Source organism: Streptomyces viridochromogenes (assembly GCF_001270495.1).
GTDB lineage: Bacteria > Actinomycetota > Actinomycetes > Streptomycetales > Streptomycetaceae > Streptomyces > Streptomyces viridochromogenes_A.
Genome location: NZ_LGUR01000199.1, coordinates 26,494 through 41,312 on the forward strand (window position 1 = coordinate 26,494; position 14,819 = coordinate 41,312).

Sequence of the window (14,819 nt, forward strand, 5' to 3'; positions counted from 1 at the left end):
TTCACACGACCGCGATGGTGAGCGGCCTGATGGTTGGGGGTATGTGTGCCGCCGACAAAGGCGGCATCGGCGGAGTCTAAGCGAGTCTCCGCGCAGGGAACAACGCTCAGCATGGCACCGGGGTTCCTGCTCCGGCCAGTGTGCTCGCCGTGACGGAGCCATCACGTCCCGAACAGGTCCTGTTGTCCGTTTCCCGCAGCTTGCGAGCGTGGTGGGGTCAGGCCGAGGTGCGCCCACGCGGCGGGCGTGGCGATCCGGCCGCGCGGGGTGCGGGCGAGCAGACCCTCCCGTACGAGGAAGGGTTCGGCGACCTCCTCGACGGTCTCGCGCTCCTCCCCCACCGCGACCGCGAGCGTGGACAGGCCGACCGGGCCGCCGCCGAACAGCTTCAGCAGGGCCTCCAGGACGCCGCGGTCGAGGCGGTCGAGACCGCGACCGTCGACCTCGTAGACGGCGAGGGCGGCCGCGGCGATGTCCCTGGTGATGATCCCGTCGGCCTTGACCTGGGCGTAGTCCCGGACCCGGCGGAGCAGGCGGTTGGCGATACGGGGTGTGCCGCGGGAACGGCCGGCGATCTCGGCGGCGCCGTCGGCGTCGATCTCGACGTCGAGCAGGTTCGCCGAGCGGTGGACGACGCGCTCCAGTTCGGCGGGCTCGTAGAACTCCATGTGCGCGGTGAAGCCGAAGCGGTCGCGCAGCGGGGGCGGCAGCAGACCCGCGCGCGTGGTGGCGCCGACCAAGGTGAACGGGGGCAGCTCCAGGGGGATCGCCGTCGCGCCCGGCCCCTTGCCGACGATCACGTCGACGCGGAAGTCCTCCATCGCCATGTACAGCATCTCCTCGGCGGGCCGGGACATGCGGTGGATCTCGTCGAGGAAGAGGACCTCGCCCTCCTGGAGGGAGGAGAGGATCGCCGCGAGGTCGCCGGCGTGCTGGATGGCCGGGCCGGAGGTGATGCGGATGGGGGCGCCCATCTCGGCCGCGATGATCATCGAGAGGGTCGTCTTGCCGAGGCCGGGGGCGCCGGAGAGCAGCACATGGTCGGCGGTGGCACCGCGCGCGCGTGCGGCGCGCAGGACGAGGTCGAGCTGTTCGCGGACCTTCTCCTGGCCGATGAACTCGCCCAGGTCCTTCGGGCGCAGCGCGGACTCGACGGCCTGGTCCTCACCGTCGGCGACAGAGCCCACCAGCCGCTCGGGGGCGGGGGTTTCGGTCGTGTCGTCCCAGTTCACTGAAGTTCTCCTAGCCGGGTGTGCCGGGGACCGTCGATCGGCCGGGGGTCCGGGGGTTGTCCCCCGGGAAGGCACAGCATGGAATTGCCTCGGGGGTCGCGGTGGGTGGCGTACGGGGGCGCGTCAGGGCCGTCGATCAGCGGGCTCTGTTCAGGGTCTGCAGAGCCGCCTTCAGCAACTGGCCCACCTGCGGCGTGCCGTTGGCGGCCTCGGCCTGCGGGGCCACGGCGGTGACCGCCTCGTCGGCCTCCCGTGTCGCGTACCCGAGGCCGATCAGGGCGGCGTGCAGCTGGTCGCGCCAGCCCTGGGTGACCGGTGCGCCGACGGCGGGCGCGCCGATGGGCTCGCCCAGGCGGTCCTTCAGCTCCAGGAGCAGCTTCTGGGCGCCCTTCTTGCCGATGCCGGGAACGGCGGTGAGCGACTTCTCGTCGGCCGTCGCGACGGCTCGGCGCAGGGCGTCGGGCGAGTGCACCGCCAGCATCGCCTGGGCCAGGCGCGGACCGACTCCGCTCGCGGTCTGGAGCAGCTCGAACGTCTGGCGTTCGTCGTCCTCCGCGAAGCCGTACAGCGTGAGGGAGTCCTCGCGGACCACCAGCGAGGTGTGCAGCCTGGCGGGCCGGCCGAGGCGCAGGGTGGACAGGGTGTTCGGGGTGCACTGGACGGACATGCCGACCCCGCCCACCTCGACCACCGCGGCGTCCGGAGCGAGTGCGGCCACTGTGCCGCTGACGAAGGCGATCATGCCGTACGGCCTTTCGGTGCTTTGGCGGTGTGCAGGGCGACGGCCTGCTGGAGTCGGTTCTGGGCGGGGGCGCGCCAGATGTGGCAGATGGCGAGCGCTAGGGCGTCGGCGGCGTCGGCCGGTCTGGGCGGGGCGCTGAGCCGCAGCAGGCGGGTGACCATGGCGCCGACCTGGGCCTTGTCGGCGCGGCCGCTGCCGGTGACGGCGGCCTTGACCTCGCTGGGCGTGTGCAGGGCGACGGGGATGCCGCGGCGGGCGGCGCAGAGCATGGCGACGGCGCTGGCCTGGGCGGTGCCCATCACCGTACGGACGTTGTGCTGGCTGAACACCCGCTCCACGGCGACGAATTCGGGCCGGTGCTCGTCCAGCCACTGCTCGATGCCCTGCTCGATGGCGACGAGGCGCTGTCCCAACTCGGCGTCCGCGGGCGTGCGTACGACACCGACGCCGAGCATGGTGAGCGGGCGTCCGGCGACGCCTTCGACCACGCCGACACCGCATCGCGTCAGCCCCGGGTCCACCCCCAGTACACGCACCCCGCGCCCTCCCTTCGATCGCCTGTTTGTGCAGGCTATCGGGTGCCACTGACAACGCCGGGCACCAACGCCCGGCAACGCGACGGGCCGACGGGGTTACCCCGTCGGCCCGTTGAGCGCGTTTCGCTCGCGGCGGCGTTACGCGTCGACCTTCTCCATGATCTCGTCGCTGACGTCGAAGTTGGCGAAGACGTTCTGCACGTCGTCGCTGTCCTCGAGAGCGTCGATCAGCTTGAAGATCTTCTTGGCCCCCTCCTCGTCCAGCTCGACCTGGACGGACGGCACGAAGCTGGAGTCGGCGGAGTCGTAGTCGATGCCGGCCTCCTGGAGGGCGGTGCGGACCGCGACCAGGTCGGTGGCCTCGCTGATGACCTCGAAGGACTCACCGAGGTCGTTGACCTCCTCGGCACCCGCGTCCAGGACGGCGCCGAGGACGTCGTCCTCGGTCAGCTCGCCCTTGGGGACGATGACGACGCCCTTGCGGCTGAACATGTACGACACCGAGCCCGGGTCGGCCATGTTGCCGCCGTTGCGGGTCATGGCGACGCGGACGTCGGAGGCGGCGCGGTTGCGGTTGTCGGTGAGGCACTCGATGAGCACCGCGACGCCGTTCGGGCCGTAACCCTCGTACATGATCGTCTCGTAGTCGGCGCCACCGGCTTCGAGACCGCCACCGCGCTTGATCGCGGAGTCGATGTTCTTGTTCGGAACCGACTGCTTCTTGGCCTTCTGAACGGCGTCGTAGAGCGTCGGGTTTCCTTCGAGGTCGACGCCGCCCATGCGCGCCGCGACCTCGATGTTCTTGATCAGCTTCGCGAAGAGCTTGCCGCGCTTGGCGTCGATCACGGCCTTCTTGTGCTTCGTCGTGGCCCATTTAGAGTGGCCGGACATCTGCCTGTCTCCTTCGCGTAACCCATCTATGAACGAACGCCAGAGATCCTACAAGGACTCCGCCGTCCGGTTCGCGTGCACCATGTCGACGAACAGGCCGTGCACACGGTGGTCGCCGGTCAGTTCCGGGTGGAACGACGTGGCCAGTGCGTTGCCCTGGCGGACCGCGACGATGTGGCCGTCGTGCTCGGCGAGGATCTCGGCCTCGGCGCCGACGGACTCGACCCAGGGGGCGCGGATGAAGACGCCCTCCACAGGATCGCCCGCGACGCCCTTCACGTCGACCGCCGCTTCGAAGGACTCGTTCTGACGTCCGAAGGCGTTGCGGCGCACGATCATGTCGATGCCGCCGATCGTCTCCTGGCCCGAGCGCGGATCGAGGATCTTGTCGGCGAGCATGATCATGCCGGCGCAGGTGCCGTAGACGGGCATTCCGTCCCGTACGCGCGCACGGAGCGGCTCCATCACGCCGAAGAGGACGGCCAGCTTGGAGATGGTCGTGGACTCGCCGCCGGGGAGGACGAGGCCGTCGACCTCGGCGAGCTCTTCGGGGCGCCGCACCGGCCTGGCCACGGCATCGGCCGCGGCCAGGGCGATGAGGTGCTCCCGTACGTCGCCCTGGAGGGCCAGAACACCTATGACGGGTGCATCAGTCATGTACGTGCAGTCCTTGGAGTGGGCTTACCAGCCGCGGTTGGCGTAGCGCTCGGTCTCGGGGAGGGTGTCGCAGTTGATGCCGACCATGGCCTCGCCGAGGTTGCGGGACGCGTCCGCGATGATCTTCGGGTCGTCGTAGAAGGTGGTCGCCTTCACGATGGCGGCGGCGCGCTTGGCCGGGTCGCCGGACTTGAAGATGCCGGAGCCGACGAACACGCCCTCGGCGCCGAGCTGGCGCATCAGGGCCGCGTCGGCCGGGGTGGCGACACCGCCGGCGGAGAACAGCACCACCGGGAGCTTGCCGAGCTCGGAGACTTCCTTGACCAGCTCGTAGGGGGCGCGCAGCTCCTTGGCGGCGGCGTACAGCTCGTTGTTGTCGAAGCCGCGCAGCTTGGCGATCTCGTTCTTGATCTGGCGCAGGTGGCGGACGGCCTCGACGACGTTGCCGGTGCCGGCCTCGCCCTTGGAGCGGATCATCGCGGCACCCTCGGCGATGCGGCGCAGGGCCTCGCCCAGGTTGGTGGCGCCACAGACGAACGGGGTGGTGAACGCCCACTTGTCGGAGTGGTTGACCTCGTCGGCCGGGGTGAGGACCTCGGACTCGTCGATGTAGTCGACGCCGAGGGACTGCAGGACCTGGGCCTCGACGAAGTGGCCGATGCGGGACTTGGCCATGACCGGGATGGAGACGGCGTCGATGATGCCCTCGATCATGTCCGGGTCGGACATCCGGGCCACGCCGCCGTCCTTGCGGATGTCGGCGGGGACCCGCTCCAGGGCCATGACGGCGACCGCGCCCGCGTCCTCGGCGATCTTCGCCTGCTCCGGCGTGACGACGTCCATGATCACGCCGCCCTTGAGCTGCTCGGCCATGCCGCGCTTCACGCGCGCGGTGCCGGTCTCGGGGGCCTGGTTTTCGGAGATGGACACGGGTGACCTCGCTCGGTGAAAAAGGGGCTACTGCAAGCATCGAGGAAACGTGAGGGGTGGGGGCCACTTCAAGGGCCAATAGTGAGGCGGTGGATCGTTTTCCCTCCGTCCCCCGCGCGCCTCGTCGCGGATCTGTGCGGCCCCCGGGGCCGCGTTAGTGTCCATTCATGGGACACCGCATGGAACAGCGCATCAGCCTGGTCACGCTGGGAGTTTCGGACGTGGCCCGCTCCAGGGCCTTCTACGAGGCCCTGGGCTGGCGGGGGCAGGAGGTCGAGGAGACCGTCTTCTTCCAGGCGGGCGGACTGGCCCTGGTCCTGTGGGGCCGCGACAAGCTGGCGCGGGACTGCGGGCTGACGGACGGCACGGGGACCGGCTTCGGCGGGATCGCCCTGGCCCACAACGTGCGCTCCGACGCCGAGGTCGACGCTCTGCTCACGGCCGCCGAACGGGCCGGGGCGACCGTCACCAAGCCCGCCGCCACCAACGCCGTCGGCTTCTACTCCGGCTGCTTCGCCGACCCGGACGGCCACGCCTGGGAGATCGCGCACAATCCCGGGTTCGCACTCGCCGAGGACGGTTCCCTCACGATCCCCGACTTCGGCACGGCCTAGGCAGCCCGGTCCGCGAGGGCCGCCGGGGGCTCGTCGTCCATCTCGAAGGCCAGGGGGAACGGGGCGTGGCCCGCCAGGCGGAACCAGCGGACCTTGCGGTGCCGTCGCAGGGCCCTGGCGGCCCGTACGGCGTCGTTGTGGAAGCGGCGGGCCATCGGTACCCGGCGGACCGCCTCCGTCAGCTCACGGGCCGCCTCCTCGCCTCCGGGGGCCTCCCGTACGGCCTCCACCTGCTGGGGCTCGGCGAACACGGCCCGCAGCGCCTGGCTCAGCTCGCTCTCGGCGACCTCCCGCTGCTCCTCCTCGGCCTGCCGGGCGGCGTGGGCGGCCTCGTACAGGACGATCGACGCGGCCGGATCCAGTACGCCGGAGGTGGCCAGCTCCTGGGCCACCGAGGCGCGGCGCAGCAGCTGGGCGTCGAGCGCGGCGCGTGCCGCGTCGATCCTGGCGTGCAGCCGGTCCAGTCGACCCGCGGTCCAGCTCAGGTAGAGGCCGATCGCGACGAGGGCTACGAGGATCCAGATGAGAGTTGCGGTCACGGGCGGCACACTAGCTCCGCGGGGTGAGGCGGGTATCGCGCGGGGCGTTGGTGTTGTGCGGGTCGGCTGGCGTGGCCGTCGTCCGAGGGCTGCCGCCCCCGGACCCCCGCTTCGGCCCTTCGGGCCTCGTCCTCAAACGCCGGACGGGCTGAAAGCGCCTGCCCCTCAGTCCCGCGCCAGCCCCAGCCGCGCCCTCAGCCCGCTCCCGCCGCCCCCGGTCCGCTCGTCCGCGGCCACCGCCGCGGCGCCCGCCGTCACCGTCTCGTACACCGACAGGATGTCCGCACCGACGGTCGACCAGTCGAAGCGGCGCACATGCACGCTCCCCCGGTCCCGCAGCTCCGCACGGCGGGCCGGGTCCTCCAGGAGGCGTACCGCCGCCTCGGCGAGGGCGTCCGCGTCCTCGTTGGTGAACAGCTCGCCCGCAGCACCCTGGTCGAGGACCTGGGCGAAGGCGTCCAGGTCCGAGGCGAGGACCGGGGCGCCGGCCGACATCGCCTCGACGAGGATGATCCCGAAGCTCTCGCCGCCGGTGTTGGGGGCGACGTACAGGTCGACGCTGCGCAGGAAGCGGGCCTTGTCCTCGTCGCTGATCATGCCGAGGAACTCGACCCGGGAGCGCAGTTCGGCGGGCAGGGACTCCACCGCTTCCTCCTCGTCGCCGCGGCCGGCCACCAGGAGCCGGGTCTGCGGCCGGGCGGCGAGGATCTTCGGCAGGGCCTTCATCAGGACCGGCAGGCCCTTGCGGGGCTCGTCGATGCGGCCGATGAAGCCGATGGTGTCGCCCTGCCACTCGGGGTTGGGCTCCGCCTTGGCGAAGAAGTCGACGTCGACGCCGTTGGGGATGACGACCGCGTCGCCGCCGAGGTGTTCCACCAGCGTGCGGCGGGCGTACTCGCTCACCGCGATGCGGGCGCTGATCTTCTCCAGGGCCGCCTGAAGGATGGCGTAGGCCGCGATCATCGCCCGGGAGCGCGGGTTGGACGTGTGGAACGTCGCCACGATGGGGCCCTGGGCCGCCCAGCAGGCCAGCAGGCCGAGGGACGGCGAGGCGGGCTCGTGGATGTGGATGACGTCGAACTCGCCGTCGTGCAGCCAGCGGCGGACGCGGGCCGCCGAGAGGAAGCCGAAGTTCAGGCGGGCGACCGAGCCGTTGTACGGGACCGGGACGGCGCGGCCCGCGGAGACCACGTACGACGGGAGCGGGGTGTCGTCGTCGGCCGGGGCCAGGACGGACACCTCGTGGCCGAGCCGGATGAAGTACTCGGCGAGGTCGCGGATGTGGAACTGGACGCCGCCCGGCACGTCCCAGGAGTACGGGCAGACGATCCCGATCTTCACGGACGCTCCCCGGACGGGCCGTCGGCCGGTCGTGGTTCCAGGTCGGCGAGCCACAAGCGCTGGAGCATGTGCCAGTCCTCCGGATGTTCGGCGATCCCCGTGGCGAAGGCGTCGGCCAGCGCCTGTGTCATGACAGACGTCTTCTCGGACCGGTTACCTGCCTCGGGTACCTCGATCGGGGGATGCACGCGCCCCCGCATGACGGGCGAGTCGTCGTACCAGAGCGTGACGGGAAGCAGGAGCGCCCCCGTCTGCTGGGCCAGCAGCGCCGGTCCGGCGGGCATCCTGGCCGTGTCCCCGAAGAACTCGACCTCGACGCCGGACGCGGACAGGTCACGGTCGGCGACCAGGCACACCAGGCCGCCGTCGCGCAGCCTGCGGGCCAGTGTGCCGAAGGCGGTGCCCCCGCTGTGCGGCAGGACCTCCATGCCGAGGCCCTCGCGGTAGGCGACGAAGCGGTCGTACAGCGTCTCGGGCTTGAGGCGCTCGGCGACCGTCGTGAACGGTGTCGCCAGTTCGGTGGTGACCCAGGCGCCCGCGAGATCCCAGTTGGCCAGGTGCGGCAGGGCGATTATGACGCCGTTGCCGGCGTCCAGGCCGTCGGTCAGGTAGTGGACGTCCTTGATGTCCAAACTGCCCTTGACGCGCTCGGCGCTCCAGGCGGGCAGCCGGAAGGACTCCATCCAGTAGCGCAGGTACGACCGCATGCCCGCGCGCGAGAGCTCGGCGAGGCGCTCAGGGCTCGCATCGGGCACCACGCGCGCGTAGTTGCTCTCCAGCCGCAGGACGCCCTTGCCGCGCCGCTTCCAGGCGAGGTCGGCGATGGTGCGGCCGAGCCGTACGGCGACCGGCTCGGGGAGCTTCTTGACGGTGCCCCAGCCGAGGCCGTACAGCGCGTCCGTGAGGCGCTCCTGGGCACTCACTTGGCGGCCTCGCTCCCTTGAGAGGCGCTCTGCGGCTTGTCCTGCGCGCCCGCCACGGACTCCGCCTCCGCCTGTGCCTCCGCCTCCGCGGACTCGCGGCGGACCGTGACGACCCGCTGGATCAGCGTGACGAGGCTGCCCACGGCGACGATCCACAAAGCGACGGGCAGCAGGTACTGGATGCCGGGTACCCCGAACTTGTGCAGGCCCGCGAACCCGGCCGCGACCAGCGAGATCACCAGGCGCTCGGCGCGCTCGACGAGGCCGTTGACCGCGACCGGCAGGCCGATCGACTCGCCGCGGGCCTTGGTGTACGACACCACCTGGCCGCTGGCCAGGCAGAAGATCGAGACCGCGCACAGGACGAGGTCGTCGCCCCCACCGGCGTACCAGAGGATGAAGCCGCCGAAGATCGCGCCGTCGGCGACCCGGTCGAGCGTGGAGTCCAGGAAGGCGCCCCAGCGGCTGGAGCGGCCGAGCTGGCGGGCCATGTTGCCGTCGACGAGGTCGGAGAACACGAACAGCGTGATCACGACCGTGCCCCAGAAGAACTCGCCCACGGGGTAGAAGACCAGCGCGCCCGCGACCACACCGGCCGTGCCGATGAGCGTGACCGTGTCGGGGCTCACGCCCCGCCGGATCAGAAACGCGGCGAACGGTGTGAGGACACGCGTGAAGAATGCACGCGCGTACTTGTTCAGCATGGCCTTCCCGAGGGTCGGTGTGGCGCCGTGCGGCATCTGCTCGCCACCGGCTGGCCCATCGTAGCCACGCGCGCGTGAGTGCGACCGCCGGGCACTCGTACAGGGCGTGAGCGGCCCGGTCCACCGGCGCCGGGCGGCGCGATCACGTCCGCCGTATGGACGCACCGTGACGGGAGTGGAAAGCTCGAAGGACCGCGGGCGTCACCGGAGCCGCCATCGCACGCGGATCCGTATGTCCGCGCCCACAGTGACCTCACCGTGCACGGGAGGCAGGATCATGGGCGACAAGGCGAACGCACACCCCGGAGCCGCCGGCAGGGCTACGGCGGCCGACCACCCCGCGTCCGTACGGAATGTGGTGCTGGTCGGCCACTCCGGATCGGGCAAGACCACGTTGGTGGAAGCCCTCGCACTCACGGCGGGGGCGGTGAACCGGGCGGGCCGCGTGGAGGACGGCGGCACCGTCTCGGACTACGACGAGATCGAGCACCGGCAGCAACGCTCGGTGCAGCTCTCCCTGGTGCCGGTCGAATGGGACGGCATCAAGGTCAACCTTCTGGACACTCCCGGATACGCCGACTTCGTCGGGGAACTCAGGGCCGGTCTGCGAGCGGCGGACGCGGCCCTTTTCGTCGTCTCGGCCTCGGACGGCGTGGACGGCTCGACCCGCATGGTGTGGGAGGAGTGCGCGGCCGTCGGCATGCCGCGCGCGATCGTCGTCACACACCTGGAGTCCGCCCGGGCCGACTACGAGGAGATGACACGGATCTGTGCGGAGGCCTTCGGCGGGGACGACCCCGACGCCGTGCTCCCGCTGTATCTGCCGCTGCACGGCCCGCAGGCACCGGACGGGCACGCGCCCGTGACCGGACTGGTCGGGCTGCTGTCGCAGCAGCTGTTCGACTACGCCTCCGGGGAGCGCAAGGAGTCCGATCCGGGCGAGGACCAGCTGCCGGAGATCGAGGAGGCCCGCAACCGGCTGATCGAGGGGATCATCTCCGAGTCGGAGGACGAGACCCTGATGGACCGGTACCTCGGCGGGGAGCAGATCGACGTCAAGACGCTGATCGAGGATCTCGAACGGGCTGTCGCGCGGGGTGTCTTCCACCCCGTCCTGGCCGCCGCCCCCGCAGCCGACGGCGCCCGGCAGGGTCTCGGCACGGTGGAGCTGCTGGAGCTGATCACGCGCGGCTTCCCGACCCCGCTTGAGCGTGCGGCGCCCACGGTCACCACGGTCGGCGGCGCACCCCGTGAGCTGAAGATCTGCGACCCGGACGGGCCGCTGGTCGCGGAGGTCGTGAAGACCGCGTCCGACCCGTACGTCGGCCGGGTCTCGCTGGTCCGCGTCTTCTCCGGCACCCTGCGCCCCGACGAGACGGTGCACGTCTCCGGGCACGGCCTGGAGGACCGTGGGCACGAGGACCACGACGTCGACGAGCGCATCGGCGCCCTCTCGCTCCCCTTCGGCAAACAGCAGCGCACGCTCAGCCACTGCATCGCCGGTGATCTCGCGTGCGTGGCGAAGCTGACCCGCGCGGAGACCGGCGACACGCTGTCGGCCAAGGACGACCCGCTCCTGATGGAGCCCTGGCAGATGCCCGACCCGCTGCTGCCGCTCGCCATCCAGGCACACAGCAAGGCGGACGAGGACAAGCTGTCGCAGGGCCTGTCCCGGCTGGTCGCCGAGGACCCGACCATGCGGCTGGAACAGAACCAGGCCACCCACCAGGTGGTGCTGTGGTGCCTGGGCGAGGCACACGCGGACGTCGCGCTCGAACGGCTCCGCAGCCGCTACGGCGTCCAGGTCGACGTCGTGCCGCACAAGGTCTCCCTTCGGGAGACGTTCGCGAACAAGTCGGCGGGCCGCGGCCGGCATGTGAAGCAGTCGGGCGGTCATGGGCAGTACGCGATCTGCGAGATCGACGTGGAGCCGCTGCCGGGCGGTTCGGGCATCGAGTTCGTGGACAAGGTCGTCGGCGGCGCGGTGCCGCGGCAGTTCATCCCGTCGGTGGAGAAGGGTGTAAGGGCCCAGGCGGCCAAGGGAGTTGCGGCCGGCCATCCGCTCGTCGACATCCGGGTCACGCTGCGCGACGGCAAGGCGCACTCGGTGGACTCCTCCGACGCCGCGTTCCAGACGGCCGGCGCGCTCGCGCTGCGCGAGGCCGCGGCCGACACGAAGATCCATCTGCTGGAGCCGGTGGCCGAGGTGTCCGTCCTCGTCGGCGACGACTACGTCGGCGCCGTGATGAGCGACCTCTCCGGGCGGCGCGGCCGCGTCCTCGGCACCGAGCAGACCAGCGGTGGCCGAACCCTCATCAAGGCCGAGGTGCCCGAGATCGAGATCGGGCGGTACGCCGTCGATCTGCGGTCGCTGTCGCACGGCACCGCGCGCTTCAACCGTTCGTACGCGCGGCACGAACCGATGCCGGCGCAGATCGCGGAAAGGATTCGCGAAGAGGCGCGCGACGCCTCCTAGTTGGCGCCCTTGCGGAACGCTCCCCTCCGCGTCGGCGGGCGGCTTCGGCCGTCCGCCGACGAATGTCGGTGGCGGAGGATACGCTGATCATTGATCAACAGGTGTGCGCAGTACGGAAGTCGGGAAGGCCGCAGAAGCGACAGTGCGGCGATCGGGGGCGGGAATGACCGTTGAGGGCGGTTACGCGGACATCTTCGGTCCGCAGGTGCCTCGCACGGCGGGCGATGGCCAGACGGCGACGTTCGCGCTGGCCTCGGCGGCCTATCGGGACAATCCGTTCGAGGACATCAAGAAGGCCGACAACGAATGGCACAAGACCGAGGTCAAGGCAGGCCGCGGCTGGGCGAAGATCTTCCGTCCCAACCTGGGTGAGGCCTTCTCGCGGGCGGTGGTCGACCGCATGCTCGGCAGCGGCCGCAAGCCCCTGATCCAGTCCTTCGGCACCGAGCCGCAGGTCGTCGTCGAGCACTGTCTGGCCGCCAACAACATCCGCAAGGCCCGCGACCGGATGCTCAGCGCCGTCATGGTGATCTGCGGTGTGCTGTTCCTGCCCGGGCTCCTGGTCTGGCTGCTGGTCTTCACGCTGCGCACCACCATCGTCAAGCGGGACGAGAAGCGCGGCGGCGCACTCGCCTCCGTGCTGCTCGTCGCGGTGGGCGCGCTCGCCGTGCTCTTCCTGCTCCGTATGCCGTTCACCGGCTTCTGGGCCTGGTATGCGCGGGCCTCGGTGCTCATGCCGGTGGTCGGCTGGTTCTGGGCCAAGCAGATCTGCGAGCGTACGGCGAAGGACCTGCGGGGGCGCTGGGACAGCCTGCTGGCCGGCAGCAGCGTCGGCGCGAAGGTGCCGGAGGCGGTGCCGACCAGTCCCACCGAGACGCAGGCCGAGCAGCTGCGCCAGTCTCTCGCCAAGCTGAGCGCCGAGCAGCAGTCCAACTCCGTGTTCTACGCCGGGCCCAAGGGGATACTGGGCATGGGCACGCGCTGGGGCAGCTGGCAGCTGGCCGAGGACCTGGCGCCCGCCGACCCGACCCGGGAGATACACCCGTTCCGCAGCTGGGACGTCATCCGCTCGATCCACGACCAGCTGCGCATGCTGGAGCGCGGCCCGCTGAACACCGGCGGTTTCCCGAAGCCCTCGATACGGCACTGGGTCGTCACGCCGATCGCCGAGGGCGCCAAGGCCGTGTCCCGGCCCGAGGGCACGGATGTCGACGCGTACCAGGTCAAGTCGCACGCCATACAGGACATCTGCAACAAGCAGCAGTTCGGCAGTGGTGACCGGCACTACCTGGGCGTCCAGTGGACGCTGTGGGACGGGCAGTTGATCATCACCATGCTGATCACGGTGACCGTGCTGCACGAGACGCTGCGCATCGAGGTGACCGGGCATGCCCTCGGTCCGGTGAACGGGCTCTTCCAGGAGAAGCCCGAGGCACCGACCAAGGAGGTCACCAAGTCGTTCAAGCCGTGGGAGACCCGGAAGGTGAAGCTCCCGCTGGTCAACACCGACGAGGTGGTACGGCTCGCCGTCCGCGCCCCGATCTCCTGGTATCCGCCGCTGCTGAACTGGCTCGGCGGGACGATAGGGCTGCCCGAGCCGTTCGGGCTGCGGCACGCGTGGGCGGATCAGCCGTGGCGGCACCGGTTCATGGCCGACGACGCGCTGCGCGCCGCCACGCCGGTGCTGCGGGTCGTTCATGCCGCGGCGATCAAGGTGCTGGCCGAGAACGGCGTGGACACCGAGAAGTTCGGTACGCGCTCGGCCTTCTTGAGCACTGCGGTACAGGATCCGTCGCCCAGGAAGGCCGACGTGTACGACGCGTAGGCCTCCGGCGGTCGAGCGGGGTGGGTCTGGGTGACCGTCCCCTGGGGGCTGCGCCCCCAGACCCCCTTCGCCCCGTGCGGGCCTCGTCCTCGAACGCCGGACGGGCTGAGCGGTGTCAAGCGGCCGGCCAGACCTCCGCCAGCATCTTCCGGGTGTCCGCCAGGAGCTGCGGCAGCACCCGTGTGTGCCCCACCACCGGCATGAAGTTCGTGTCGCCGCCCCAGCGGGGGACGATGTGCTGGTGGAGGTGGGCCGCGATGCCCGCGCCGGCGACCGTGCCCTGGTTCATGCCGATGTTGAAGCCGTGGGCACCGGAGGCGGTGCGCAAGGCCGTCATCGCCTGCTTGGTCAGCGCGGCGAGTTCGACCGTCTCCGGCTCGGTGAGATCGGTGTAGTCGGCGACGTGACGGTAGGGCACGACCATGAGGTGGCCGCCGTTGTACGGATACAGGTTCAGGACCGCGTACACCTGCTCGCCACGCTTGACGATCAGTCCGTCCTCATCGGATTTGGCCGGGATCGAGCAGAAGGGGCAGCCGTCGTCCGCGCCGGGACCGGTCGGCTTGTTCTCACCCTGGATGTAGGCCATCCGATGGGGCGTCCACAGACGCTGGAACGCGTCCTGGATCCCCACTCCCCACTGCTGCTCCGGCTCACTCGTCATGCGTGCAGCATATGGCTTCGTCCGTTCGCGGCGTGTCGCCGGGGCAGCGGGAGAGCGGTCACCCGCCAAGCTGTCCCGGTGGACGACGACAGCCCTTACGCCCGCTGGGAGCAGCGCACCGAGATCCCCCTGTTCCTCGCCTCGTTGATCTTCCTGGCGGCCTACGCCGCCCGCGTCCTGACCGTGGACATGACTCCGGTCTGGCGGAGCGTGTGCTGGGTCACGCTGCTCTCGCTCTGGCTGCTGTTCGCCGGGGACTACGTGGTGCGCTGGCACCTCAGCGGCCAGCGCTTCCCGCACTTCGCCAGGACGCACTTCCTGCACACGGTCGTGGTCATCCTGCCGCTCTTGCGACCACTGCGGATCGTTCCGCTCTACGACGCCGTCCAGCACCGGCAGGGAGCACCCCGGCTCTCCCTGCACGCACGCGTGATCGCCTACGCGAGCCTGTCGACCCTCCTCCTCGGCTTCGCCGGTGCCCTCGCCGTCTACCAGCAGGAACGCGGCGCGCCCGGTGCCACCATGCGGACGTTCGGGGACGCGGTGTGGTGGGCCGCCGAGACCATCAGCACGGTCGGATACGGCGACATCACGCCGGTGACCACGGGCGGCCGGGCGATCGCCATGGGGATGATGGCCGGCGGGCTGGCTCTGCTCGGCGCGGTGACGGGATCGTTCTCCTCCTGGCTGCTGCAGATCTTCTCCCACGAGAGCGACAAGAGGCCCCCGGACAGCTGAACCTTCC

The 14,819-nt window shown here is 70.6% G+C and carries 15 protein-coding genes; 4 read left to right on the forward strand and 11 right to left on the reverse strand.

The annotated features are described in order from the left end of the window. Nucleotides 1-161 precede the first annotated feature (161 nt). From ruvB to pdxS, 6 genes are all read right to left on the reverse strand, one after another. Nucleotides 162-1,232: a Holliday junction branch migration DNA helicase RuvB gene (ruvB, locus tag ADK36_RS22035; protein ID WP_048581093.1), complete on the reverse strand. Its 1,071-nt coding sequence runs from the start codon at nucleotides 1,230-1,232 to the stop codon at nucleotides 162-164. A 136-nt stretch (nucleotides 1,233-1,368) separates the two neighbouring features. Next, nucleotides 1,369-1,974, reverse strand: coding sequence for a Holliday junction branch migration protein RuvA (ruvA, locus tag ADK36_RS22040; protein ID WP_048581094.1), 606 nt, complete (start codon nucleotides 1,972-1,974; stop codon nucleotides 1,369-1,371). Continuing rightward, nucleotides 1,971-2,510, reverse strand: a complete 540-nt coding sequence (gene ruvC / locus ADK36_RS22045; protein WP_048581095.1) for a crossover junction endodeoxyribonuclease RuvC — start codon at nucleotides 2,508-2,510, stop codon at nucleotides 1,971-1,973. The genes ruvA and ruvC overlap by 4 nt, the downstream gene beginning before the upstream one ends. Nucleotides 2,511-2,648: 138 nt before the next feature. Beyond that, nucleotides 2,649-3,401 carry a YebC/PmpR family DNA-binding transcriptional regulator gene (locus ADK36_RS22050; protein WP_048581096.1) on the reverse strand — a complete coding sequence of 251 codons (753 nt, stop codon included), beginning with the start codon at nucleotides 3,399-3,401 and terminating at the stop codon, nucleotides 2,649-2,651. Nucleotides 3,402-3,449: 48 nt separating this feature from the next. Beyond that, nucleotides 3,450-4,058: a pyridoxal 5'-phosphate synthase glutaminase subunit PdxT gene (pdxT, locus tag ADK36_RS22055; protein ID WP_048581097.1), complete on the reverse strand. Its 609-nt coding sequence runs from the start codon at nucleotides 4,056-4,058 to the stop codon at nucleotides 3,450-3,452. A gap of 24 nt (nucleotides 4,059-4,082) precedes the next feature. After that, nucleotides 4,083-4,988 carry a pyridoxal 5'-phosphate synthase lyase subunit PdxS gene (pdxS, locus tag ADK36_RS22060; RefSeq protein WP_048581098.1) on the reverse strand — a complete coding sequence of 302 codons (906 nt, stop codon included), beginning with the start codon at nucleotides 4,986-4,988 and terminating at the stop codon, nucleotides 4,083-4,085. 179 nt (nucleotides 4,989-5,167) lie between these two features. Here pdxS and ADK36_RS22065 point away from each other — a divergent pair, with 179 nt between their 5' ends. Beyond that, a complete protein-coding gene (locus ADK36_RS22065) occupies nucleotides 5,168-5,602 on the forward strand; it encodes a VOC family protein (protein WP_048581099.1) in 435 nt (144 codons plus the stop codon). On the opposite strand, the gene ADK36_RS22070 is transcribed toward ADK36_RS22065, so the two are convergent. The 4 genes from ADK36_RS22070 to pgsA form a co-directional block, all read right to left on the reverse strand. Next, nucleotides 5,599-6,141 carry a membrane protein gene (locus ADK36_RS22070; RefSeq protein WP_048581186.1) on the reverse strand — a complete coding sequence of 181 codons (543 nt, stop codon included), beginning with the start codon at nucleotides 6,139-6,141 and terminating at the stop codon, nucleotides 5,599-5,601. The genes ADK36_RS22065 and ADK36_RS22070 overlap by 4 nt on opposite strands. A 165-nt stretch (nucleotides 6,142-6,306) precedes the next feature. Next, a complete protein-coding gene (locus ADK36_RS22075) occupies nucleotides 6,307-7,482 on the reverse strand; it encodes a glycosyltransferase family 4 protein (protein ID WP_048581100.1) in 1,176 nt (391 codons plus the stop codon). Further along, nucleotides 7,479-8,405 carry a phosphatidylinositol mannoside acyltransferase gene (locus tag ADK36_RS22080; protein ID WP_048581101.1) on the reverse strand — a complete coding sequence of 309 codons (927 nt, stop codon included), beginning with the start codon at nucleotides 8,403-8,405 and terminating at the stop codon, nucleotides 7,479-7,481. Before ADK36_RS22080 ends, ADK36_RS22075 begins: the two co-directional genes overlap by 4 nt. Next, nucleotides 8,402-9,109, reverse strand: coding sequence for a phosphatidylinositol phosphate synthase (gene pgsA / locus ADK36_RS22085; protein WP_048581187.1), 708 nt, complete (start codon nucleotides 9,107-9,109; stop codon nucleotides 8,402-8,404). The genes ADK36_RS22080 and pgsA overlap by 4 nt, the downstream gene beginning before the upstream one ends. Nucleotides 9,110-9,386: 277 nt before the next feature. Here pgsA and ADK36_RS22090 point away from each other — a divergent pair, with 277 nt between their 5' ends. Both ADK36_RS22090 and ADK36_RS22095 read left to right on the forward strand, forming a co-directional pair. Continuing rightward, nucleotides 9,387-11,585 (forward strand): elongation factor G-like protein EF-G2, encoded by a 2,199-nt coding sequence (locus ADK36_RS22090; RefSeq protein WP_053198723.1) that lies wholly within the window; start codon nucleotides 9,387-9,389, stop codon nucleotides 11,583-11,585. A 163-nt stretch (nucleotides 11,586-11,748) separates the two neighbouring features. Further along, nucleotides 11,749-13,410, forward strand: a complete 1,662-nt coding sequence (locus tag ADK36_RS22095) for a hypothetical protein (RefSeq protein ID WP_048581103.1) — start codon at nucleotides 11,749-11,751, stop codon at nucleotides 13,408-13,410. A 115-nt stretch (nucleotides 13,411-13,525) separates the two neighbouring features. Here ADK36_RS22095 and ADK36_RS22100 read toward each other — a convergent pair whose 3' ends face one another. Next, nucleotides 13,526-14,074 (reverse strand): HIT family protein, encoded by a 549-nt coding sequence (locus ADK36_RS22100; RefSeq protein ID WP_048581104.1) that lies wholly within the window; start codon nucleotides 14,072-14,074, stop codon nucleotides 13,526-13,528. A gap of 78 nt (nucleotides 14,075-14,152) precedes the next feature. On the opposite strand from ADK36_RS22100, the gene ADK36_RS22105 reads away from it, so the two are divergent. Next, on the forward strand, nucleotides 14,153-14,812 hold the full coding sequence (locus ADK36_RS22105; protein WP_053198724.1) for a potassium channel family protein: 660 nt from the start codon (nucleotides 14,153-14,155) through the stop codon (nucleotides 14,810-14,812). Nucleotides 14,813-14,819 lie beyond the last annotated feature (7 nt).

Coding starts and splice junctions, on each gene's coding strand:
- ruvA (WP_048581094.1), bottom strand. CDS start 1,974: ATGATCGCCTTCGTCAGCGGCACAGTGGCCGCACTCGCTCCGGACGCC.
- ADK36_RS22050 (WP_048581096.1), bottom strand. CDS start 3,401: ATGTCCGGCCACTCTAAATGGGCCACGACGAAGCACAAGAAGGCCGTG.
- pdxT (WP_048581097.1), bottom strand. CDS start 4,058: ATGACTGATGCACCCGTCATAGGTGTTCTGGCCCTCCAGGGCGACGTA.
- ADK36_RS22065 (WP_048581099.1), top strand. CDS start 5,168: ATGGAACAGCGCATCAGCCTGGTCACGCTGGGAGTTTCGGACGTGGCC.
- pgsA (WP_048581187.1), bottom strand. CDS start 9,109: ATGCTGAACAAGTACGCGCGTGCATTCTTCACGCGTGTCCTCACACCG.
- ADK36_RS22090 (WP_053198723.1), top strand. CDS start 9,387: ATGGGCGACAAGGCGAACGCACACCCCGGAGCCGCCGGCAGGGCTACG.
- ADK36_RS22095 (WP_048581103.1), top strand. CDS start 11,749: ATGACCGTTGAGGGCGGTTACGCGGACATCTTCGGTCCGCAGGTGCCT.
- ADK36_RS22100 (WP_048581104.1), bottom strand. CDS start 14,074: ATGACGAGTGAGCCGGAGCAGCAGTGGGGAGTGGGGATCCAGGACGCG.